The 24,063-nt window shown below is 49.0% G+C and carries 17 protein-coding genes and 1 tRNA gene; 7 read left to right on the plus strand and 11 right to left on the minus strand.

Translation table 11 applies throughout. From position 1 onward, the window contains the following. Positions 1-814: 814 nt before the first annotated feature. Both pbpC and Tanf_RS05350 read right to left on the minus strand, forming a co-directional pair. Positions 815-3,130, minus strand: coding sequence for a penicillin-binding protein 1C (pbpC, locus tag Tanf_RS05345; RefSeq protein ID WP_046825169.1), 2,316 nt, complete (start codon positions 3,128-3,130; stop codon positions 815-817). Continuing rightward, the gene (locus Tanf_RS05350) at positions 3,127-8,721 is read right to left on the minus strand and encodes an alpha-2-macroglobulin family protein (RefSeq protein WP_046825170.1); all 5,595 of its coding nucleotides are present in this window, start codon (positions 8,719-8,721) and stop codon (positions 3,127-3,129) included. The genes pbpC and Tanf_RS05350 overlap by 4 nt, the downstream gene beginning before the upstream one ends. A 352-nt stretch (positions 8,722-9,073) precedes the next feature. Here Tanf_RS05350 and pyrE point away from each other — a divergent pair, with 352 nt between their 5' ends. The 5 genes from pyrE to Tanf_RS05375 all read left to right on the plus strand — a co-directional run bounded on the left by pyrE (position 9,074) and on the right by Tanf_RS05375 (position 13,277). Then, complete coding sequence (pyrE, locus tag Tanf_RS05355) at positions 9,074-9,712, plus strand: orotate phosphoribosyltransferase (protein ID WP_014223927.1); 639 nt, start codon at positions 9,074-9,076, stop codon at positions 9,710-9,712. Positions 9,713-9,730: 18 nt separating this feature from the next. After that, complete coding sequence (locus Tanf_RS05360; RefSeq protein ID WP_046825171.1) at positions 9,731-10,165, plus strand: polyketide cyclase; 435 nt, start codon at positions 9,731-9,733, stop codon at positions 10,163-10,165. Between the two features lie 5 nt (positions 10,166-10,170). Then, positions 10,171-11,508: an argininosuccinate lyase gene (gene argH / locus Tanf_RS05365; protein WP_046825172.1), complete on the plus strand. Its 1,338-nt coding sequence runs from the start codon at positions 10,171-10,173 to the stop codon at positions 11,506-11,508. Next, on the plus strand, positions 11,505-11,972 hold the full coding sequence (locus Tanf_RS05370; protein ID WP_046825173.1) for a Rieske (2Fe-2S) protein: 468 nt from the start codon (positions 11,505-11,507) through the stop codon (positions 11,970-11,972). The genes argH and Tanf_RS05370 overlap by 4 nt, the downstream gene beginning before the upstream one ends. A gap of 147 nt (positions 11,973-12,119) precedes the next feature. Next, the gene (locus tag Tanf_RS05375; protein ID WP_046825174.1) at positions 12,120-13,277 is read left to right on the plus strand and encodes a glycosyltransferase family 4 protein; all 1,158 of its coding nucleotides are present in this window, start codon (positions 12,120-12,122) and stop codon (positions 13,275-13,277) included. Between the two features lie 3 nt (positions 13,278-13,280). On the opposite strand, the gene Tanf_RS05380 is transcribed toward Tanf_RS05375, so the two are convergent. Next, positions 13,281-13,916, minus strand: a complete 636-nt coding sequence (locus Tanf_RS05380; RefSeq protein ID WP_046825175.1) for a ribonuclease H1 domain-containing protein — start codon at positions 13,914-13,916, stop codon at positions 13,281-13,283. Between the two features lie 235 nt (positions 13,917-14,151). On the opposite strand from Tanf_RS05380, the gene Tanf_RS05385 reads away from it, so the two are divergent. Next, positions 14,152-15,273 (plus strand): TlpA disulfide reductase family protein, encoded by a 1,122-nt coding sequence (locus tag Tanf_RS05385; RefSeq protein WP_046825176.1) that lies wholly within the window; start codon positions 14,152-14,154, stop codon positions 15,271-15,273. A 27-nt stretch (positions 15,274-15,300) separates the two neighbouring features. After that, complete coding sequence (gene cobU, locus Tanf_RS05390; protein ID WP_046825177.1) at positions 15,301-15,810, plus strand: bifunctional adenosylcobinamide kinase/adenosylcobinamide-phosphate guanylyltransferase; 510 nt, start codon at positions 15,301-15,303, stop codon at positions 15,808-15,810. Positions 15,811-15,838: 28 nt separating this feature from the next. On the opposite strand, the gene Tanf_RS05395 is transcribed toward cobU, so the two are convergent. The 8 genes from Tanf_RS05395 to Tanf_RS05425 form a co-directional block, all read right to left on the minus strand. Then, positions 15,839-15,909: transfer RNA gene (locus Tanf_RS05395), tRNA-Gln, on the minus strand. Positions 15,910-15,981: 72 nt separating this feature from the next. Then, positions 15,982-17,274 carry a tyrosine--tRNA ligase gene (tyrS, locus tag Tanf_RS05400; protein ID WP_046825178.1) on the minus strand — a complete coding sequence of 431 codons (1,293 nt, stop codon included), beginning with the start codon at positions 17,272-17,274 and terminating at the stop codon, positions 15,982-15,984. 136 nt (positions 17,275-17,410) lie between these two features. Then, positions 17,411-18,724, minus strand: coding sequence for a ribosome biogenesis GTPase Der (gene der, locus Tanf_RS05405; protein WP_046825179.1), 1,314 nt, complete (start codon positions 18,722-18,724; stop codon positions 17,411-17,413). Between the two features lie 77 nt (positions 18,725-18,801). Then, positions 18,802-19,695: a GTPase Era gene (era, locus tag Tanf_RS05410; protein WP_046825180.1), complete on the minus strand. Its 894-nt coding sequence runs from the start codon at positions 19,693-19,695 to the stop codon at positions 18,802-18,804. Next, the gene (locus tag Tanf_RS05415; RefSeq protein ID WP_041590587.1) at positions 19,676-20,680 is read right to left on the minus strand and encodes a beta-ketoacyl-ACP synthase III; all 1,005 of its coding nucleotides are present in this window, start codon (positions 20,678-20,680) and stop codon (positions 19,676-19,678) included. The genes era and Tanf_RS05415 overlap by 20 nt, the downstream gene beginning before the upstream one ends. An 87-nt stretch (positions 20,681-20,767) precedes the next feature. After that, entirely contained in the window at positions 20,768-20,953 is a 186-nt protein-coding gene (gene rpmF / locus Tanf_RS14200) for a 50S ribosomal protein L32 (RefSeq protein WP_074449431.1), read from the minus strand. 21 nt (positions 20,954-20,974) lie between these two features. Beyond that, positions 20,975-21,559, minus strand: a complete 585-nt coding sequence (locus Tanf_RS05420; protein WP_046825181.1) for a YceD family protein — start codon at positions 21,557-21,559, stop codon at positions 20,975-20,977. 152 nt (positions 21,560-21,711) lie between these two features. Beyond that, positions 21,712-24,054 (minus strand): GH92 family glycosyl hydrolase, encoded by a 2,343-nt coding sequence (locus Tanf_RS05425; RefSeq protein ID WP_046825237.1) that lies wholly within the window; start codon positions 24,052-24,054, stop codon positions 21,712-21,714. Positions 24,055-24,063 lie beyond the last annotated feature (9 nt).

Raw genomic sequence — 24,063 nt, forward strand, 5'->3', positions numbered from 1 at the left:
ATTAATGGTTAATTGTCAATTGTTAATTGTTATGCGTGGTTATCCGAACGCGAATTTCGCAAATGGCGCGAATCAACGCAAATAATCCCCTTTGTCATTCCGAACACCTCCTCTTGTCATTCCGAACATAGTGAGGAATCTCGCGGGGTAAAAGGAAGAGATTCTTCGCTTCGCTCTGAATGACAAATTAATGGTTAATTGTCAATGGTTAATTGTTATGCGTGGTTATCCGAACGCGAATTTCGCAAATGGTGCGAATGGACGCAAATAACCCCCTTTGTCATTCCGAACGCCTCCTCTTGTCATTCCGAACACAGTGAGGAATCCCACCCCGGTAAAGGGAAGAGATTCTTCGCTTCGCTCTGAATGACAAATTAATGGTTAATTGTCAATGGTTAATTGTTATGCCGGGTACATGATTCGGCGTGTAACACGCATAACCATTACCCGAAAGGGCTGAAAGCCAGACATAATCGTTAGCAGTCAGTATTCAGCAATCAGCCAACAACTCAACATATCAACATATCAACATATCAACAATTTAACAATTCAATAACTCACCGCCTCTGCGGGGTTTATAAGGGCTGTAAGCCTGAATTAAATTCATTCTTATTTCTTCTATTGCGGAATCCGGGGTTATATCGGCATCCATAAAAATATAAGGACAACCTACATAACTCATTTGGGAGGGGGTTTTGTCTCCTCAAACCATTTTTCCATGAAACAGGACCAAACCAGAAACACTCTTAGAGCGGAGAGTGTCAATTATCTAAAACAGCCATATTCAGTATAATCCCTGTTAAAAACTGGAATCTTACTCTTCGACCCGAATGGTTGCGGAGAGGGTATGTCCCTGCTCATCGACGACGGTCATCGTATGTTGTCCGGGCTGAGGAGAGACGGAGACTTTATGAAAATCGCGGGTGGCCGTGAGGTATTCTCCGTCTAAATGCCAAAAAACAGTCGCCTCGCTGTTACTGTGTGCCAGCTCGAACGTAACGACGCCCGGAGTTCCGTCAAGCTGCTTCGGTAAGGTCACTCGGGTATGATAACTTTGCGGATAGATAAATTGCATCGGTTGCTCGGAGTCGCCTCCGCATCCGGCCCAAAAAGGCGGAAGCGGCTTATATTCGGGATGACGACGTCTGTAATACCATTCCCATGCAGGTGGCAAAACAAACCAGTTCTCCGGAATCGTCGTCCCGTTATTCAGACAATGCTCATAGACGCGATAACGCCTGTCTGCACTCAGATTTACACGGATATGGTAAGGACACGCCACGGTTCGCTGTCCGTTCGGACAAATCGGAATCGTTTCCGTTTCGTCGCAAAAACGTCCTTTCAGATGTCCCGACAGGCGGCACACTTCGGCCTCCACAAATACGCCTTCGGGACGAGCGAACCATTCGGACGAAGGCAGGATATTGAAAATATCGAACATCACCGGCCCGGCCGTACGCGCCCCGACCAGCTCTGGTTTACCTTCACCCGAAGCATTGCCTACCCATACGCCCACGGCATAGCGTGGCGTCACGCCGACGGCCCACGCATCGCGAAAGCCATAGCTCGTACCCGTTTTCCAAGCGACGGACTGCATCGAGGGGATTGTCCGCCAGTCGATATCTTCCGGACGGTTCACCTCTTTGATGGCATCGAACGTCTGCCATACGGCTCCGGGCTGAAAGACTTCGGGCAGGGAGGGCGTTGTTTCTCCGTCGGAGAGCATGCGACAGGCTGTGCGCTCCTTTCCTTCCAATGCCCGTGCCATATTAGCATAGACCGTAGTGATATCCCAAAGGGTAGCTTCGGCGCCGCCCAGAATAAGCGAAAGACCGTAATGCGACGACGGGCGGGTCAAGGTCGTCAACCCGGCTTTTTTCAGGAAATCGTAAAACTTGGGCACGCCGTAGCGGCGCAGCAGCATCACCGAAGGGATATTTAGCGACCGGGCAATGACTTCGGACGCCGGAACAGCCCCATCGAACTGCATGTTGAAATTTTGCGGAGCAAAACCGTTTACATTCAGCGGCACATCGGGCAGCAAAGTATGCGGAAGAATATCGCCGTCCTGCAAGGCCGCATAATACAGCAAAGGCTTGAGGATACTTCCCGTACTGCGCGGCGACCGGATCACATCGACCTGATTGCCGGACTTCGTGTCTTGAAAGTTCACATTGCCGCAATAAGCCAACACCCGGTTAGTACGTACATCGATCACCATCGCGGCCATATTGCGGATATCGTGCCGGACGAATTCGGCATGCCAGCGTGCCAATAGCCTTTCAAGCTGCAACTGCAGCCCTTTGTCGATCGTTGAAGTCACCTGCTGCCCCTGACGGTTTCCATAAACATACGCTACCAGATGCGGGGCTATCTGCGGCAACGGCAACGGTTCCGGCGGAAGCGCTTCGCTCAAGGCCAGTTCATAGTCGATTTCGTCAATCACCCCTTGGCGATAGAGTTGTTCCAATAGCTTGTTTCGCTTTTTGATCAGCGCCGAACGATTTTTGGCCAGATGAATCATCGAAGGAGCATTAGGCAGCACAGCCAGTGTTGCAGCCTCAGCCCAGGAGAGTTGTGCGGAAGAATGTCCGAAATAACGCCACGATGCGGCATCAAGCCCCACTACATTTCCCCCGAAAGGGGCATGCGAAGCATAAAGGGCAAGGATTTTCGCTTTCGAGTATCGACATTCGAGACGCGTTGCCAGTATCATCTCAATCAGCTTTTCTCCGATCGTTCTGCGTTCTCCACGCGAGAGGCGAATCGTTTGCATCGTCAGCGTGCTTCCCCCACTCACCACTCGTCGAGCCTTGATATTCTGCACCAGCGCTCTCCCCGTCGCCAGCGGGTTAACACCCCAGTGCCGGTAATAATAACGGTCTTCAAAAGCAATCAGGCACTTTGCGAACTTCTCCGGTATCGTATCGCTCACCGGAAAACGCCACTGTCCGTCGGCTGCGATCCGGGCACCGAGCAACTCGCCGTGGCGATCAGTCACCACGGTGGCGTAGGGAGTATGAAACAAGGTACGGGGAAGGCAGAATAAATAGCAAACAAGCAAAAGAGCTATCCCGTATCGGATAGCCCTTTTGCGAAATAACGAATCTTTTATGCTCCGGTTAATCATCGTTCTACCGTGACACGTCCGGCACGTGTCCGCGCCTGTGCTCCCGCATCGTACATCGCTCCGCAATGTACGGCAGGCAATACGAACGTACCGGCATAAGACGCTTGCAAACGCACCTTAAACACTTTTGTTTCACCCATCTTCAGATCGAAATACGTCATTACCCCATCATCTCTGATGTCACGGTAAATGTAGGACGCCGCTTTTTCCGTATCCGGATCGTCCGGATTGAGCATGCGCTCGTTGTATACTTCCCATCCGGACGGAATAAGTTGTGTCAGGGCAACATCCGTATAGTCATTGATTCCACTGATATTCGACACCCGAATCACCGCCATAAAGTCCGTGCCCTGCTTCAGCCGTTGCACATCGACCAGCGTGCCTTTCAGATCGGTATACGTGACTGTCATACGCAAATTTTGCTCAATGGACGGAAGCGAGTCGCGGAGAGGTTTCGTCTTCGAGACAAGACTTACGTACAGCAACCCGTTTCCATTGTTTTTAACAGTTGCCGCACCGTTCGTCGGACGTGTCGGGAGGTCTTTCTGGAAAACGGCACGGGCCGAATTCACCTTGGATTGAGCCTTGCCGTTCAACGTCCAATCGAACTGCAACGAACCGGACACCTTCTCCGCCAGACGTCCCATAGCCACCAACGAATAAGCGGTAGACTGCGTGGTAAACGATTGTTCACGTGAAAGGTTGGCCGATACTTTCCGTGCCTGTTCGAAGGTTTCCTTTTCCTTGCCCATCAGCACCATGGCCTCAAGAATCATCGCCATATCCCGCTCGGACGAGCCAAACGTCGAGTTATTTAATGCATAGGGAGCTACCTCCGTCGAGGCGTTAAAGACAAGCTCGCTCGCCGCCTTCGTCTTACCGGACAAGGCATAAGCTGCCGCCAGACACCAGCGCGCCTGCATCGACAAGTCTTTCAACTCTTTCATCCGGTTCATTGCCCCGAGTTCGGGAGCGCCGGACAACGCCAGCGTATAAAGACGGTAAGCCTGCGAAAAGTCCGACTGATAATATGCATATCGACGACTTCCCCGTGCATTCGCCCGCCAGTTCTGAGCGGCACTCCGCTGGTAGTTTTTCCATCGACTCAGCACGCCCGAATTGACGTCATATCCTTTCTCTTTGGCCAAAACCAGGAAACTGCCGGCGTATGATGTCACCCATTCGTTCTCGTACCCATCGCCCGGCCAATAGGTAATCCCACCATTGGACAGTTGACGACCGTACAGATTCAAAATGGCTTCGCGCACATTCTTTTTCACGGATTCCGTCTCTTTCTCCTCCATGTCCTTAAACTGAGCGATAAACAACAGAGGCAAAGCCCTTGAAGTAAGCTGCTCGGAACAATAATGCGGATAGTCATACAGATAATCGAACCGTCGACTGATATCGACCGAAGGAATACGGGAAACTTCTAATTTCACCCAGTTCCCGTCGAAATCGCCGTCTAAGGTGTACGTAAAATCAGCCGACTCTCCTGCATTGAGCAGTTTATTGTCGGTACGGATAATCGGAGGATTAGGATTCCGGACATCGATTTCAATCGTCTCTTTCGAAGTATGCCCATTGCCAGTGGCGGTAACCGTCACTCGTTCTATTCCCGTCGAGGAGCCCGATTTCAGGGCAAAGTATACCATCTTATCGCCGGGAGCAGCAAACGTCAGGGACTGGCTGCCTCCGTTCGCGATTTTTAACTTACCTGTCGTCTCAACCTTGATCGATACGTTCTTCACCGTATTCTCCATTGCAAACACATTGACCGGCAAATAAATTTCTTCGTCCGTGCTGACTACACGAGGCAATGACGACAAGATCATCAACGGCGTACGTACCGGCACGGTCTTTTCCGCCTTGCCGTAAGCGCCATCCTGCCCGGCAACAACCATCACACGTACCGATCCGATATACGGCGGGAGCTTCAACTTATGACTCTGTTCCTCCCCTTTTTTCAACGCGAACGGACCGATAAATTTCACGACCGGTTTGAAACGATTAGCTTTCGAGTTGGCAGGCTTCATATCTTCATCCCCTCCGATACTGAACAGTGAACCATACTTCCCTGCGTAGGCGCCCATCACAAAGTCATACATGTCCCAGGTACGTATCCCCAACGCTTCGCGTGCATAAAAGACATTCCACGGGTCAGGCGTCTTGAAATTCGTCAGGTCAAGTAATCCGTCATCTACCACAGCCAGCGTGTACGTCATGGCTTTGCCCGATGTTTCTTTCACTTTCACCGTGAATTCCGTCTCGGGACGTAACACGTCGGGCATCGTAATTTGCGGTGTAAGCTCGGAACCTTTATTCGTGACGAAAACCGGTACTACTCCGTACATCCGGATAGGCAAATCATTGACGGTTTGCGCGTGAGGTTGCAACAGACTGACATGCACATAGACGTTCGGCGCCATCTGTTCCGTAATCTTAAACGTATATTTCGTATCGCCGGACGAAGCCATATCGACCCACTCGCGGCTTATGACTTCCGATCCGTTCTCAATAGAAACCAGCGCTCTGCCTCCGGCCGACGAAGGAATAATCACCGTCGCATTCTGGCCGGCCTCATACGAAGATTTATCTAACGAGAATGCTAACATCTTAATCCCGTTCGGATCCGATTTATTCGAACGTCCGCGCCACGAAGGCCAGTCGATATAAATAACCCCGCCTGTCGCATGACCGCTTTCATGATCCTTGACATAGACCAGATAACGTCCCCACTGCGGATAATCCACCCGGAAGCCGATCCGCGCCTTACCGCCCGAAGTGCTCAGCGTGCCCGATGCCACGGGCGAAATCGAAGAGTTATTCAGGTACGACACGAACGATTCGTCATCATGCTCCCACCACCAGCTCCAACCGATCTTGTAAATCTTATATTCCAGGCCGGAACGATTTGTCGGTTGACCGTCCGGACTGAGCGTCACAACTTCGAACTGATGGTCAACATCCGTCTCGAGGAAACCGGTCTTGTCCTTCTCTCCGAAACGGATTCCCACATATGAATCGAAAGGAGAGAAAGGAATCGTCTGCGTATAGATACTCGCATCCCCTCCCGGTTCAAACACCCGGCAGGTGATGTTGGCACGCAACATGCCCGGTGCATTTTTGGCCGCCGGAAGCGACATACGGAAGACTGACTTCCCCTCTCCATCCAACACTCCGGAGTATAGATCAATCGTACTCGACGTAAAGTCTGCGGCCGGATTATGAAAGATGTATTTTTCATACCCTTTAAACTGGGTTGTCGTTTCAGATAACAACAACTCCACTTTGGTCTTGAGATGCTGCGCCACCGCACCGGTCAACCAGGCCGATTCGAGAGTTGTCTGAACCGGCGATGCCGAAGCCTTCAACTGTTTTCCGGGGATCTTCAAGTTAATTTTCAAGCGATTGGGCTTCACGGTCTCGATACGTAACGATTTATGAAACGACGTACCGCCCACTTTCACATAGGCATTCCAAAGCCCCGTCGGATCATCGGCCTTAGTCGGAACCGTAAATGTGTACAATCCGTTCAGTCCTTTGGAAGAAACTTGCTTTTGATAGAATTGTCCACGGGGATTATACACTTCTATCGACACCGGATGATTGACCGGAATCCGCTTCTCACGGTCTTCCAACATAAATGAAAGATGTAATGTATCTCCCGGACGCCACACGCCACGCTCACCGTACACAAAGCCTCTCAAACCTTTTTTGATCTCCTTGCCGCCGACATCGAACCGACTCAGCAGATTATCCTCGCCATCGACGAGACGCAGGTAGGTCTTCTGCTTATCTTCCGACGAGGCAACGAGTACAAACGGTTTGTTTTTAGCCTTGATCAGTGCAAATCCGTCTCCGTCTGTCCGAGCCTTCCCTATCGGTTGCAACTGGAAGTTATATGCTGTTACTTCAACATTCGACATCGGCTTTGTATCCAACAGATTTGACACAGTGACCCATAACGTATTGTTCGTGTTGCCTTTCACAATCACCCCCATGTTCGAAGCCATCACATTCGTCGTTGCCTTACGCTCCGAAACCATATAATAACTCGGATGGCACGGGTTATCCCGTTCGTCCCATTCGTATATATCCCAGTCCATGTTCGAATTATCATAATAATACGTTTGGGGTTGATCCCATACGGCCTCGTCCTCTTCCGTCATCTCACCGGCCTCAATACGTGTCAAAGCATTCGATGTTTGCAGATTACGTGCGGCCGGCTCGTTTCCGCACGGATAAGCCGAATAGTCCTGCTTAAATGAAAGCTCTACCCGGTAAATAGCCCCCGGCTCCTGTTTCATCACTCCACTGAGGTCGATAAAATAGTTATCCCAGTCGTGTATATTCTTGGTCGGATCACTATCGAGACGAAGCATCTTTTTATATATCAGTCGGCCGGAACGTCTCAATTCCGAAGAAGAAGATGCAGATAACGAATTATCCTGTAAGAACATCAGCACGTTGCTCTCAAAAATCCGGATCACTTTCAGATCGACGGCATACAGATTAACTGCCCTAAACGGCAAAACCAGCTCTTTAGAATCAGGCATAATCGTTCCCGACGACAAAAATTCCACTTGTGGACTCAGTGAATTCATTTGCAGGGTAACAGACGAAGACCTGGATAACGATTCGTCAGATACATTTTTTAATCCCTGATCAACATTAATATAGAGAGACGTATTTTCACTCTTTCGCTCGAAAAAGATTTTAACTTTATTATCTTCCACCTGAAACGTATAGGCAGAGATCGGTTCCAGCGCAATCAACCCGTTCAAATCCTGCGTATTGGAAACCGGTGAAGAAAAAGTCAGACACACGCCATGTTCAGGTGCTTCAATAACTTTGGCCGACAGCAATTCAAATGGGGGCGTCAGGGCCGGTATGTCCATCTCCTGCTTGATCCTTTTATCGGAATTAAAAGCCTTTCCATCGACCGTAACCTCGAGGGTCGTTTCGGCTTCTTTTTTGGCGATGTTCGGAATAACGAAATGGAACGTACGCGGATTGTCGGTCGGGGTCACAACAGCCGAGAACGACTCGTTTTCCCTCATGGCCGTTATCATGTCTTGTACAATCGTAGCGGGCGGAGCTTCGCTAAAACGGATCTCTCCCTGAACAGCAACCTGACTCATCGCCGACTCCACCACATCAAGCGACGTAAATTCCATCACAAAACTTCGCTCTTCCACGCGAAACGAAAATTCAAATTCTTCCAGTTTCCTCTCCACCTTCATCACTTTACCCAGCGCAAAGGTTGCATTGTAGAGTTCTCCGGGTTTCAACGCACCGGAATCGGGGATAAACTGAAGCATTTTGTTGTTAGCCCAAAAAGTTTTTCCCTTCAGCGACGGAGAGAAACGAAAAAGTTTCTCCTTTACTTCGGCACCTATCTCCACGATTTGCTGTTCTTCAGTTAATTCGATAAAAATAGACGCATCGGACGAGATGACCCCGCCTGTATATGCACTTACATAAGGAGCATATTCGGACGAGGGCACAATATCCCGATTTCTTTTGCAGGACATGCAGGACAAGCCTGCGACGATTGCAATAACGGCAAGTGCAAGAAATTGTTTCATGGATTCTTTCTATTTAAAATTAAAATCATTTGTATTTCTATATTCTGTTTAGTTTTATTTTGCTTATCAAGAGGCAAAAATAGATAATATTTCTCAAAGAAGCGACTATTTTCATTTCCATTTCCCGCAACAATTGTTAAAGTTCTTAAAATTGCAAATGTATCGTATTATTTCTCCGCATGCAAATAAAAAGAGTTTTTCTTTACGGACTGAAGACTGAGGTAATACAGGGTCTGCGACTGTTTAGACGACATCGTTCCGAAATTCGTTCGAAAGAATTCCCTCATAAATATTATGTACATTCATTCTCTTTTTTTACTTTTGTCCTTTCAAATTTGGATATAACTATATTATGAAAGCATTAGAACGAATCGTAGCAGAAAAATTACTAAAGATCAAGGCCGTAAAGTTACAGCCGGCCAATCCGTTCACATGGGCATCCGGTTGGAAATCTCCTATTTATTGCGACAACAGGAAAACACTTTCCTATCCGGCTATACGTACTTTCATCAAGTTGGAACTGGCACGGATCATTTCTGAGAAATACGAGGAGGTCGATGCCATTGCCGGCGTAGCCACAGGGGCTATTGCCCAAGGAGCTTTAGTGGCAGATCTCCTCGGCCTGCCATTCGTTTACATCCGTTCGGCACCGAAAGATCACGGACTGGAAAATTTGATTGAGGGTGAATTGAAACCGGGCTCGAAGGTTATTGTTGTCGAAGACCTCGTATCTACCGGCGGAAGCAGCCTGAAAGCCGTGAATGCCATACGCAATTTCGGATGTCAGGTCATCGGGATGGTCGCGATCTTCACACACGGTTTCCCGATAGCCGAACAGCAGTTCAAGGAGGCCAAAGTATCGCTGACGACACTCTCGAACTATGACGCTGTCATCGAAGAAGCTGTTAAGATCAATTACATCGACGAAACGGAGGTAGCCATCCTTCAGGAATGGCGCAAGGATCCTGCGAACTGGGACCCGGATGCTTAACATCATGGACATAAACGAATGACAGAATTTACCAGTCGAATCAGAACGATCCCGCATAACGACGAACACATCTTCTCGATGTTATCGGACCTCTCCAATCTGGAGCGTGTCAAAGCCCGGATTCCGGAAGACAAAATCAAACGTTTCTCTTTCTCGAACGACCGTTGTTGCATCGAAATAGATCCGGTAGGTCAGGTTGAGTTCCAAATCGTCGACCGCGAACCGAACAAAACGATCAAATTCGAAACCGTTCAGTCTCCAGTGCCTTTGTCCATGTGGATTCAACTCAAGCAGGTGGCGGAAAAAGACACGAAGATGAAGATGACCGTACGCGCCGAGTTGAACCCTTTTATCAAAGCCATGGTATCCAAGGTGATGCAGGAGGCTGTCGATAAGATATCGGAAGTGATTGCTTCGCTGCCGTATGAACTGTCAACGAACGAAAACACGTAACGCTTATGTCCCGAAAACTTTGGGAGAAAAATATACAGGTCGATAAGGAAGTGGAACGGTTCACGGTCGGGAAAGATCGTGAACTGGACCTTTATCTGGCTCCATACGATATGCTCGGATCGATGGCGCACATCACCATGCTCGAATCGATCGGATTGCTGACGAAAGACGAGCTGCAAAGCCTGCATGCGGAGCTAAAAAACATGTACGCCGAAGCCGAGCATGGTAATTTCGTGATTGAAGAAGGTGTGGAGGATGTACATTCACAAGTAGAGCTTATGCTCACACGTAAGCTGGGCGACATCGGAAAAAAAATCCACAGCGGACGCTCCCGCAACGATCAGGTATTGCTCGATCTGAAACTGTTTACACGCGCCCGAATCCGAGAATTGGTCAGACTGACCGGCGATTTATTCGAGGTGTTGATCGACCAGAGCAATCGCTACAAAGACATCCTGATGCCGGGCTATACCCATCTGCAAATCGCGATGCCTTCTTCTTTCGGACTTTGGTTCGCAGCCTATGCCGAGAGTTTGGCCGACGATCTTCTGCTGATGCAGGCGGCATATAAGATATGCAACCGCAACCCGTTAGGTTCTGCGGCGGGCTACGGTTCTTCGTTCCCGCTGAATCGCACCATGACGACGGAGCTGTTAGGGTTCGACTCGATGAATTATAACGTCGTTTACGCTCAAATGGGGCGGGGAAAAATGGAACGGACGGTCGCTTATGCCATGGCGGGAATAGCGGCTACTCTCTCGAAATTAGCGATGGATGCCTGTCTCTTTAACAGTCAGAACTTCGGATTCATCCAATTACCCGACTCGTTCACGACCGGCTCCAGCATCATGCCTCACAAAAAGAACCCGGACGTGTTCGAGCTGACGCGTGCCAAATGCAATACGCTTCAGGGGATGCCCCAACAAATCGCACTCATCTGTAACAATCTGCCCTCGGGATATTTCCGCGATCTGCAAATCATCAAAGAGCTTTTTCTTCCCTCGTTCGATGAATTAAATGATTGCCTGCGCATGGTCACCCTGATGATGCGCGAAATAAAAATCAACGAACATATCCTGGACGATCCAAAATATTCTCTGCTTTTCAGCGTTGAAGAAGTAAACCGCCTGGTTATGGACGGCGTGCCTTTTCGGGATGCGTATAAAAAAGTAGGTATGGATGTTGAGGCCGGAACATTTACAACCGATCAGACCGTCCGTCATACGCACGAAGGGAGCATGGGGAATCTTTGCAATGAGAAGATCGAACAGCTGATGCAACAGACAATCGAGGGTTTTCAGTTCGAGAAGGTCGACCGGGCAGAAAAGGCATTACTGACATGAGAAAAAGAATCTATCTGATCTTATTCGTACTGTTCGGATGGTTGGCTTGTACGGAAGAACATCCCATACTCAATTATCCGGTAGACTTATTGTTAGACACCCAGCACAGCGACAAAAATATCCGCAGAGGAAACATTCTCGGATACCGAACTTATACAATCGAAGATATGCGGGAAAGACCTTTCGCCATAAGAGCGACCGGGTATGGGGGGATATTGGCGGTACGCGCGCTGGATGGAGAATGTTATGCTTTCGATCTGGCCTGTCCGCACGAAAACGACCGCGGAGTTCTTATTTCCGTCGATCAGGATCGCACTACGGCTACCTGTCCGAAATGCAAGACCGTTTATGACATCAGTGCTGCAACCGTTCCGGGTATCCCCATCAAAGGAGTCAGTAAATCTCAATTAAAAAAATACTCCGTTTACGAAAACGGCAGCAAGATCATCATACGAAACCATTAATCGACAAGCCGAAGGATCGATGAATTTTACCATCCCCCTCTGAACCGTTCGCACTATTCCCGTACTATACATGCATTGTTCTTTCAAATATCCGATACTTCTATCGCCTGACGACCGGGTGAATAAAAACCTTTATGCTTTCTTTTTATGAAACAGTCATCCCCCTTCAAAATAGGTTTCGACGCCAAACGTGCTGCGCGAAACAATACCGGATTAGGAAATTACAGCCGATTCATCATTTCCCTGCTGGCTAAGTACAGCCCGCAAAACAGGTACTACCTCTATACTCCCGCCTCGCGGCGCACCAATCTCTTAAGCCAAGTCGCAGATCATACGAATGTGTGCTATCCTCACACCGGTTTCTGGAGAAGATGCCCATCCTTATGGCGCATTTGGGGAGTAACGAAGACAATCGCTCAGGAACGCATCGATCTGTTTCACGGTCTCAGCAACGAGCTTCCCCTGAATATTCGTCTGGCGAAGCACACACGAAGCATCGTAACCATCCACGACCTGATTTTCATGCGTTATCCGCGTTATTACCGTTTCTTCGACCGGATGATTTATCGTTATAAATTCCGAAAAGCCTGTCGGAATGCCGACCGTATCATCGCCGTCAGTCACTGTACGAAAAAAGACATCATCGACTATTGGGGTATTCCGTCGGATAAGATCGATGTCGTTTATCAAGGATGCGCCGACGATTTTAAACGTCCCGTATCGGAGGAACTGCTCCGGAGTGTTCGGCAGACGTATAAGTTGCCGCAGCAGTTCATCTTATATGTAGGAAGCATTGAAGAACGCAAGAATCTGCTTCTCGCCGTACGCGCGTTGCGACGGCTCAGCCGGCCGGTCAAATTGGTGGCTATCGGAAAACGGACGGCATACACGCAGCAAGTAGAGCAGTACATCAGAGCGCATCGGATGGAAAGCAGCGTGACGTTACTGACCGGCATCAGCACCCATGAATTACCGGCATTTTATCGACTGGCCACGGTATTTGTTTACCCTTCTTTTTTCGAAGGGTTCGGTATTCCCATTCTGGAGGCGCTATGTTGCGGCACTCCGGTAATCGCGGCCAAAGGCTCATGTCTGGAAGAAGCAGGAGGGCCGGGGTCTCTTTACGTCGACCCGAACGATCCGGACGAGCTGGCACAAGCCCTTGAGCGGGTACTGGATGATCCGCATTTACGCCGCCGAATGATTGACGAAGGACTGATGCATGCCCGTCGTTTCGACGATGAACCACTGTTCCGGAATTTATATAATGTATACGAGAAGACACTTTATCCTTCCGTTCCATAACGACTATTTCCGTCCGAAGTCGGCAGGTATTTCGCCCCACGCAGCCGTATCCCATTTCAGGATTTGCGTCGTGTAGGTATTTTCACGCAACCATTTCTCCGCCCGGCGGATCAGTTCGAAAATCGGGGCATTAGCGGCGTTCTGTTCTAATTTCGTCCGGCATTTTTTGAGTCGCACCCATTGCATCGCATTGCGACTGTCGGAATAGATCGGCATCGCACAGTTGCTTTTCTTGAACAGCGCCAGCCCGTGTACCAGCGCCAGAAACTCGCCGATATTATTTGTCCCCTGCGCCATAGGCCCGACCCGGAAAATCTCCTGTCCCGTCTCGACGTACACACCCCGATATTCCATATCGCCGGGGTTGCCGCTGCAAGCCGCATCGACCGCAAGGCTCTGCACAATATACGGGGGAGGCCCCTCCCGACGGAGCAACCCGGAAGACGATGCAGCATGCTTCCCGATGTATTCGTAAGGCGATTCACGCAGGGCTGCTTCAGCCTCGGCACGCGAAGCGAACGACTTGTAGAGCGCACCTTCAAACCCTTCGATCTGTAGTTTACACTCCGTCCAATCCTCATAAATCCCGGGACAAACGCCCCGCCATACCACATAATATTTCTGTTTCAACTTTCCCATCCGCTATTCCATTTTGGTAGCTCCAAGCTGCCGGCAAAATACCGATGCCGCATCATCTCTTCCGGAATCCCCGTACAAAAGTAAACATTTTTTTCCGTAGCGGCTAAGTGCCTTTCCCGAGCTTGTTTAAAAAGGCTCTGCATAAGCACACAATATCATTTCTGTTATTTTTTGTTGCTTTTCTTTTATAATTTCAAAAAAAACAATTACCTTTGACACAAAATTTTCAGGAAAAATGGGGCTGAAAAGACTATTATTCATCGGGTATATCTCCTGTCTGTTCGCGGCATGTACAAAAAATGCGGCCTATCAGGTAGATGTAAAGCTTTCCAATCTGGAGGCGCAGCACGTTTATGCCGTATTCGAAGCATTCGATGGCAAGGACGTCGATACGATTGCCTGCCAACCGTCCGAAACGATCTCGATCATACGGAAAGAAGGAGAATATACGACACTCACTGTTTATTTTGAAAATCATAAGGATTGGATCACTGTTTATCTCGAACCGTATAAGAAGATTACAATCACCGGCGATGCACTCTATCCGCAACTTGTGCAAGTCAAGGGGACGCGCACCAACGAACTGTTGTCCGATTTCCGAAAGAAAGGGGCATCATTATTGAAGGAAAAAACCGAACTGTCCGGCGCGATTGATACAGCCCTGTATGACGGGGCTGACCATGCCATGGCCGAGCATACGCCTCGTCTGGCCAATATCGATCACGAATTGACCATGCTGGCCGAACATTTTATCCGCAAGCATCCCCACGATGAGGCTTCGGCCGTTCTGATACAGGAGTACTTCCTCGATCCTGAAAATCCGTTTCCCGCCGAGACACTGATAAACACGCTGGATCCAAAACTTGACGATTCATCTATTGTTAAAAACCTGAAAGCTTATTGTCAAAAAGCAAAGCAAACCATGGTCGGAGCAAAGGCTCCCGATTTCGAGATAACAAACATCTACGGCACCACCTATACGCAACATTCGCTTGCCGGCAAGTATTGCCTGCTCGCCTTCACGGCCACGTGGTGCGACATGTGCCAGATCGAAAACATGATGCTGGACCAAATTGCGAAGATTGCCCGCCCGGAAGCACTCGAAATCATGCTTGTCAGCCTCGACGAAGACCCGCAAAAGGTACGCCGTTTCATCAAAAGCCAGACGATACGCTGGAACATCTGTACCGACTCAGCCGGACAAGCCATCCACTTGTTGGAAGCCTACAACATCAGTTCACTACCCCGTTGCTTCGTACTTGATACGAACGGAACGATTGTCTTGAAAACAGACAACGGCATCGAACTGAAACAAAGCCTCGAAACCTTGGGAGTCATTCCGAAAGACGAGAAATAACGACAGAACAAGTATCCCCTCCGTGCAATGAAACGAATCATTCTCATCACCGGCGGTCAGCGTTCGGGTAAAAGCAGCTACGCCGAACAGATGGCACTGTCATGGTCGGCTAACCCTGTTTATATGGCTACTGCGCGTGTATGGGACGATGAGTTCCGTCAACGTGTCGAACGGCATCAGGCTTCGCGAGGCATGCAATGGACAAATATCGAAGAAGAAAAAACACTGAGCCGGCATGATGTGACAGGACGCGTCGTAGTGATCGACTGCGTTACGCTGTGGTGTACGAACTTCTTCTTCGACCTCAATGCCGACGTACAGCAATCCTTGCAAGCCGTCAAAGACGAATTCGACCGGTTTACAACACAAGACGCCACGTTCCTCTTCGTCACCAACGAAATCGGGTTAGGCGGCGTTTCCGAGAACACCCTGCAACGTCAATTTACCGACCTCGAAGGATGGACGAACCAGTACATCGCAGCCCGTGCCGACGAAGTGATTCTGATGATCAGCGGTATCCCGGTAAAAATAAAATAAGAAAGAGGAACTCTTTTTAAAAGGATTGTTGTCTCACCAAGATTCGAACTTGGACAAACAGAACCAAAACCTGTTGTGCTACCATTACACCATGAGACAAACGAAACATTCGGTAAAAACGCTGCAAAAGTATACGAAATCTCCCGTATTTGCAACTTTTTGCCCGAAAAACTATTTTGCGATCAGCAAAAAGTAATTCTTCTTGCCGCGCTGCACGAGTAAGTACTTTCCGTTCAGCAACGCTCCGGCATCGATCGTCGCATCAAATTCGTCCAGTTTCTCTTTGTTGATGCTTACACCACCGTTCTGCACCATCTTGCGCATCTCGCCTTTTGAAGGGAATACGGCAGCTTTCTCGGTGCAGAGATCAACGGCTTTGATGCCGGCAGCCAGCTCGTCGCGCGAAATTTCAAACTGCGGTACGCCTTCAAACACGGAGAGCAGCGTTGCCTCATCGATCTTTTTAAGCGTCTCGGAAGTGGCTTGACCGAACAGAATATGAGAGGCTTCGACAGCCATTTCGTAGTCTTCGGCCGAATGTACCATGGTAGTGATCTCCTGTGCCAGACGTTTCTGCAAGGGACGCAGATGAGGAGCGGCCGCCTGTTCCTGTTCGAGTGCGCCGATTTCTTCGCGGCTCAGCGCCGTGAAAATCTTGATGTATTTGGCAGCATCGGCATCGCTTACGTTGAGCCAGAACTGATAGAATTTATACGGCGAAGTGTAATTCGGTGCCAGCCATACGTTGCCCGTCTCCGTCTTGCCGAACTTCCCACCGTCGGCCTTCGTGATGAGCGGACACGTAAGCGCATAGGCCTCTCCGTTCAGCTCGCGACGGATCAACTCGGTGCCCGTCGTGATATTGCCCCACTGATCGCTTCCTCCCATCTGAAGTTTGCAGTTCTCGTGCTGATAAAGATACATAAAATCGTAGCCCTGCAAGAGCTGGTAGGAAAACTCGGTGAACGACATCCCCACATTCGAATCGGCACTCAGGCGTTTCTTGACCGAATCTTTGGCCATCATATAGTTGACCGTAATATGTTTGCCGATGTCACGGATAAAGTTCAGGAACGTATAGTCCTTCATCCAGTCGTAATTGTTCACGAGCTTGGCCGCATTCGGAGCGTCGGAATCGAAATCGAGGAATTTGGCCAACTGTTTTTGGATACCTTCCTGATTGTGCCGGAGCGTATCCTCGTCGAGCAGGTTTCGTTCGGCCGATTTCATCGAGGGGTCGCCGATCATGCCCGTCGCACCACCCACTAACGCAATCGGACGATGTCCCGCACGCTGGAAATGCCGAAGCATCATTACACCGACCAGATGCCCAATATGCAGCGAATCGGCTGTCGGGTCTATTCCTACATACGCGGACGTCATCCCCTGCCGCAAACACTCTTCCGTTCCGGGCATCATGTCATGCACCATACCCCGCCATTTCAGTTCTTCAATAAAATCCATCGTTTTATAACTATTGTATATTTTTTAGTCGTGCAAAGGTAGTTATTTTTTAGGTTCATACTTGGAATGAAGCCATGAAAAACCGATCCGGCAGCTCGATTAAGAAATGCAGGGAAACGCTGAACAGATGCTAAGCTTATTTCTCCCGGATAAATACCTGAATCGGTGTACCCAGAAAATCCCAGTGCTCGCGTAGTTTATTTTCGAGAAAACGCTTGTAAGGCTCTTTTACCCACTGCGGCAGATTGCAGAAAAACGCAAACGACGGGACACTGCCTGCCGGCAGTTGGGTAACATATTTAATTTTGATGTATTTCCCTTTCCACGCGGGAGGAGGAGTCTTTTCAATAATCGGAAGCATCGTCTCGTTCAGCTTGCGGGTCGGTACACGCCGACGACGATTGTCATACACCGCCTTAGCTGTCTCGAGCACTTTCAAGATACGTTGTTTCGTCAGCGCAGAAATAAACAGAATGGGAAAATCGGTAAACGGCGCCATCCGCTCGCGAATCGCACGTTCATACGTCTTGATGACAGCCGTACTCTTATCCTCCACAAGATCCCACTTGTTTACACAAACAATCAACCCTTTCTTATTCTTCTGGATAATGGAGAAAATATTCAGGTCCTGACTCTCGACACCGCGTGTCGCATCAAGCATTAAAACACAGACGTCAGAATTTTCGATGGCACGGATGGAACGAATCACCGAATAATATTCAAGGTCTTCATTCACTTTTCCTCTCTTACGGATACCGGCCGTATCGACCAGATAGAAGTCGAGGCCAAACTTATTGTATCGCGTATAAATCGAATCGCGTGTCGTGCCCGCTATATCGGTGACGATATGACGCTCCTCGCCGATAAACGCATTGATCAGCGATGATTTTCCCGCATTCGGACGTCCCACGACGGCAATTCGGGGTAATGCCTCCTCGAGCATCTCCGGAGCTTCAGACGGTAGCAGCTCAATGATACGATCCAACAAATCGCCCGTGTACGAGCCGTTCATCGCCGAAATACAATACGGGTCGCCCAGTCCGAAACGGTAAAACTCGGCTGCCACCGCATGCCAGTCGTAAGTGTCGGCCTTATTGGGCACAAGCACCACCGACTTCTTGCTGCGACGCAGGATATGAGCGACCTCATCGTCGAGATCGGTCACGCCGTTTTGCACATCGACCACGAAAAGAATCACATCCGCCTCTTCGATCGCGATCTGCACCTGCTTGTTAATCTCTCCTTCAAAGACGTCTTCGGAATTGACAACCCAGCCCCCCGTGTCGATAATCGAAAATTCGCACCCTGTCCATTCTACTTTCCCGTACTGACGGTCACGTGTCGTTCCCGCCTCTTCATTGACGATGGCCTGACGCGACTGCGTCAAGCGGTTAAACAGGGTGGACTTGCCGACATTCGGCCGTCCGACGATTGCTACCACATTTCCCATATCCTTTTTTGATTTACATGTTTCATCTTACGAACCGGAAGAAACAAAGGAACGCATCTGCTGCGCCTCATAAAAAGTTAATCCAGCTTATAGCCAAATGATTTCAGCAAATTGTCGCGGTTGCGCCAGTCCGATACCACCTTGACAAACAACTCGAGAAAAATCTTCTTCTCGAAAAATCGCTCCATATCCTTGCGCGCCATCATACCGACCTTCTTCAACGCCTGCCCGCCATGTCCGATGATGATGCCTTTCTGCGTTTCACGCTCGACAATGATCAGCGCCTTGATATGCACGCACGTCGGCTCTTCGATAAACTGCTCTACAACGACCTCCGTAGCATACGGGATCTCTTTCTGATAGTAAAGCAAGATCTTTTCACGAATAATCTCCGTGACAAAAAAACGCGCCGGACGGTCGGTCAACGCATCTTTCTCAAAATAAGGCGGCGAGTCGGGAATCAACTCCCGGATACGCTTCTTCAACGGCTCGATATTGAATTTCGACGTAGCCGATATCGGGATAATCTCCGCCTCGGGCAATAACGCATGCCATTCCTCCACCAAGGTCTCCAGCTTCGGCTGGTCGGCCAAATCAATTTTATTAATCAGGAGCAGGACAGGACATTTCGCCTGTCGTACCCGTTGCAGGAAATCGTCGTTCTTATCTGTCTTCTCGATTACATCAGTCACATAAAGCAAAACATCCGCATCGCCCAAGGCTGATTCCGACGATTCCCGCATCGTCTCCTGCAATTTATAGTTAGGACGCAATACTCCGGGCGTATCCGAATAGACAATCTGCATATCATCGGTATTGACGATCCCCAAAATACGATGACGCGTTGTTTGCGCCTTCGATGTGATGATCGATATGCGTTCACCCACCAACTGATTCATCAGGGTGGATTTGCCAACATTCGGATTTCCGATGATATTGACAAAGCCGGACTTATGCTTCCGATCCGTCATAGGCCCACTTCACATAGTTGGCGCCCCATGTCCAACCGGCTCCAAAAGCAGCCATGACGATGTTGTCCCCCTTTTTCAGTTTCTTCTCCCATTCCCAGAGGCATAACGGGATCGTTGCCGAACTGGTATTTCCATATTTCCGAATGTTCACCATCACCTTCGAGTCGTCGACTCCCAAACGGCGAGCCGCCGCATCAATGATGCGAAGATTGGCCTGATGCGGAACAATCCAGTCGATTTCATCTTTTGTCAGTCCGTTGCGTCGCACGATCTCTTCTGCTGCATCGGCCATATCAATGACGGCTCGTTTGAATACGGCCTGTCCCTCCTGATACACAAAATGCTCACGCTTATCAATCGTCTCGTACGAAGGCATTCGAACAGCCCCGCCGGCCTTCATGATTAAATGAGATTTTCCGGTACCTTCAGCACGAAGAATCGTGTCCATAACCCCATAATCTTCACAGGTTGGCTCTAAAAGAGCAACCCCGCAACCATCGCCGAAAAGGGGACACGTCGACCGATCCTGATAGTCGGTGATGGCCGACATTTTCTCACTCGAGACAACGAGCATCCGCTTATAACGTCCCGAACGAATAAAATTAGACGCAGTTTCCAATGCATAAATAAATCCTGCGCAGGCAGCCTGTATATCAAAGGCAAATGCGTTCTTGCAACCTGCTTCATACGCAATCATAGAGGCTGTACTCGGAAAATGATAGTCGGCCGTAGAGGTCGAACATATAATCCCGTCTATCGTTTCCGGATCGATTCCCTTCTTGCGGACGAGCCGGCCGACAGCTTGGACCCCCATATAAGCAGTGCCTAATTGAGGGTCTTTCAAGATACGTCTCTCCTTGATTCCGACCCGTGTCATAATCCATTCATCGGTTGTATCCACCATCTTTGACAAATCGGCATTTGTCAACACATCGTCCGGAACATATCCGTCGACTCCCGTAATCACTGCATTTATCTTGTCCATCATCGCGGTTCTTTAAAAAAATAGCCCTTAAAGATTCAGGGCTATCTTTTTTCGTTTTTACATCAAATTTGGTCCGAAATGTTTCTATTAAAGGGCTGCTTCCTTTTCGATGGCAAGCTTACCTCGATAATATCCGCATTCGTTACAAACGGTGTGATACACATGCCATGCACCGCAATTCGGGCAGATGGCCATTGTCGGAGTCACTGCATGATCATGCGATCTTCTCTTGGCAGTTCTCGCGCTTCCTTGTCTTCTTTTAGGATGTGCCATAATCTTATTTTTATTTTAAATTCATTCTTCATTCTTCAGTTTTTTCAGAGCATCCCAACGAGGGTCTGTCGCAGTATCCTCATACTCATCCGACAGTATGTTATCGTCGTCCTCCACCTCATCCTCCGCATTATCGCTTTCATCAGAGCGATGTGCAGAGTGTTTGCGTAATCGGGCCGACATCGCCTTGTTACACTTTCCCGGCGCGTGCACATGCTTCATCGGAATGTTCAATGCGACAAACTCGTAAAGGAACCATGCCAGATTTACACGACCTTCATCTTCCGAGATGACCAATATCTCATCGCTTTCCTCGGCATATTCTTTGCCAAACTTCACCATCAAGCGATTATCCGAAGCAATCGCTTGTTCCATGTCGTCCAGACACCGGTCGCACGATACGATCACCATACCGGATAAATGAAACGTCATCTCAAATGTAGACACTTTACGCTCCACTTTCAACGAAACATTTACTTTACCGCGCTGAACTTCGGCACCGTCAATATCCGTAAAAAACTGATTATCCAAAAAGTATTCGTACCTACGAACTTCTTCCGGATTCATATTTCTCAAATCAACCCAATATGCGCCGAATTTACCCAAAGCCTATAATCTCCAAAAAAAAAAACGATGCAAAGGTATATGTTTTTTGTATAGAAAAAGAATGATTCCTTATATTTTTCAGTAACAATCAAATTATAACCATCTTACAAAACCATAAACTCCGAAAGAACAGACTTGTCTTATTTCATTCATTATTCTCTTTTCGTCATCGAATACGGTTTTTCGTAGGCCGCCGATTTCTTATTCGGACGAGTGCACATCTCGAATTCGATCTCCCCCCCACCGAGAATATCGGCATGGGTGATGTAGGCTTTTCGATAAGGCAGCCCGTTGAGTCGAATGGATTTGACATAGACATTTTCGGCCGAAGCATGTTTTGTCCTGACAATAAAATTCTTACCATTTTCAAGTTGCACAATCGCCTCTTTCACCAAAGGCGAGCCGATAACGTACTGGTCCGTTCCCGGGCAGACGGGATAAAATCCGAGCGCCGAAAAGATGTACCATGCCGACATCTGTCCGCAGTCGTCGTTACCCGACAATCCATCGATCCGGTTGCGATACATCCTGCGCATAATCTCGTGAAGACGTGCTTCCGATTTCCAAGGTTCGTCCGTCCATTTATACAGATAAGGCACGTGATGGCTCGGCTCGTTACCGTGCACATAGTTGCCGATCAATCCTTCTTCGTTAATATCTTCCGTATTTTCGAAATATTTTGCGGGCAGACGCATCGTAAAAAGCGAGTCGAGACGACGCACGAACCGTTTCTCTCCGCCCATCAGACGCATCAATCCGTTGACATCGTGCGGTACGAAGAACGAATAGTTCCACGAATTGCCTTCGATAAAGCCCTGTCCGTGGGTATCGAGCAAGTCAAAATCTTTTTTGAACGTCCCGTCCTGATGTTTCGGGCGGGCAAAACCCAGCAACGGATCAAAAATATTGCGATAACTGCATGCACGTTTCGCATATTCTTTCTCTACATCCAGAACCTTCATCCGCTTAGCCAGCTCACTGATCGCCCAATCGTCGTAACTGTATTCGAGCGTGACCGAAGCTGCCGAACCACTGCGTTCGAGCGGTACATAACCCAGCTTCTTATATTCGGCAATACCATCGTAGTAATCCAGATTCGAACTGTTTATACAAGCATCCAGTGCAAGCTTTTTATCCACCACCAATCCTTTTGCGAGGGCATCGGCCACGACCGAAACGGAGTGATACCCGATCATACACCAGTTTTCATTGCCCATGTGCGACCAAACCGGCAAGGCACGGTGTACGCTCTGCCGGTAATGATTGAGCATGGAATGAACGAACTGCACGCTGCGCGACGGCTTAATCAGGTTCATCAGCGGATGCTGGGCTCGAAACGTATCCCAAACGGAAAAGACCGTATAGTTGGTTTGCCCTTCGGCCGCCTGATGGATATTGTGGTCAACGCCGCGATAACGCCCGTCTACGTCCTGATATACGGAAGGATTGATCATCGTATGATACAAGGCCGTGTAGAATACGGATTTTGTATCGTCGTCAGCTTCTATACGGATACAGCTCAACTCCTTCTCCCACTTCACCTGCGTAGCCTTCCGAACTTCATCGAATGACTTCCCTCCCGTTTCGGCCTCCAGATTCTTCCGTGCGCCCAGACAATCGACCGGCGAGAGAGCGACCTGCACCTCGAGCGGACAGCCATCGGAGAAATCAAATTCAAAATAAGCCGTAAGGTGTTTGCCAAACATCTCCGGGAAATTCTTCGTCATGTCGAACCTGCGCCAAAATCCTTTATAAAGCACCTCTTCGTTATTGCGACAACCGTAAGCGGTAATCGGCTTCGAGAACTTCACGGCGAAATGAGTGTAATTCATCCGAGACCAGCCGCGGGTGATACGGTAACCGGTAAGCGTACACGAATCCTCCACACGAACATTGGCCATCAACACCTTGCCATCGTAGTGATAAATACCGTAATTGAGGTCGAGTACGATATGCCCTGTTTGAGTACCTTTCGGAAAGGTGTAACGATGCACACCAACCCGTTCCGTAGCAGTCATTTCGGCACGGATGCCGTAATCTTCGAGCAGCACAGAGTAATATCCGGCTTCGGCCTTTTCATGCTCATGGCTGAAGCGTGAACGATAGCCGCTTTCGGGATGTACTGCCGTACCTTTGTCGAGTTTTACCTCACCTGTTGCAGGCATGACTAAAATATCACCCAAATCGGAATGCCCCGTGCCGTTGAAATGGGTATGACTGAACCCGACAATCGTTTTATCGTCGTACTGATAACCTGTGCAATACCGATAGGCATCGGGTTGATAGATTCCGCCGATGTTATGCGGAACCATTTCCGTATCAGGACTTAACTGCACCAGACCGAACGGAGCGCAGGCTCCGGGGAACGTATGTCCCATGCTTTTTGTTCCTACCATCGGGTTAACGTATGGCAGCAAATTGCCCGCCGATGCGTTAAATGTTGCAGTGACTGCCAGATAACCGATCACGATTCCGATTTTTATATGTATGTTCATACTGCGTAT

This window comes from Tannerella forsythia (assembly GCF_001006485.1).
Taxonomy (GTDB): Bacteria; Bacteroidota; Bacteroidia; order Bacteroidales; family Tannerellaceae; genus Tannerella; species Tannerella forsythia.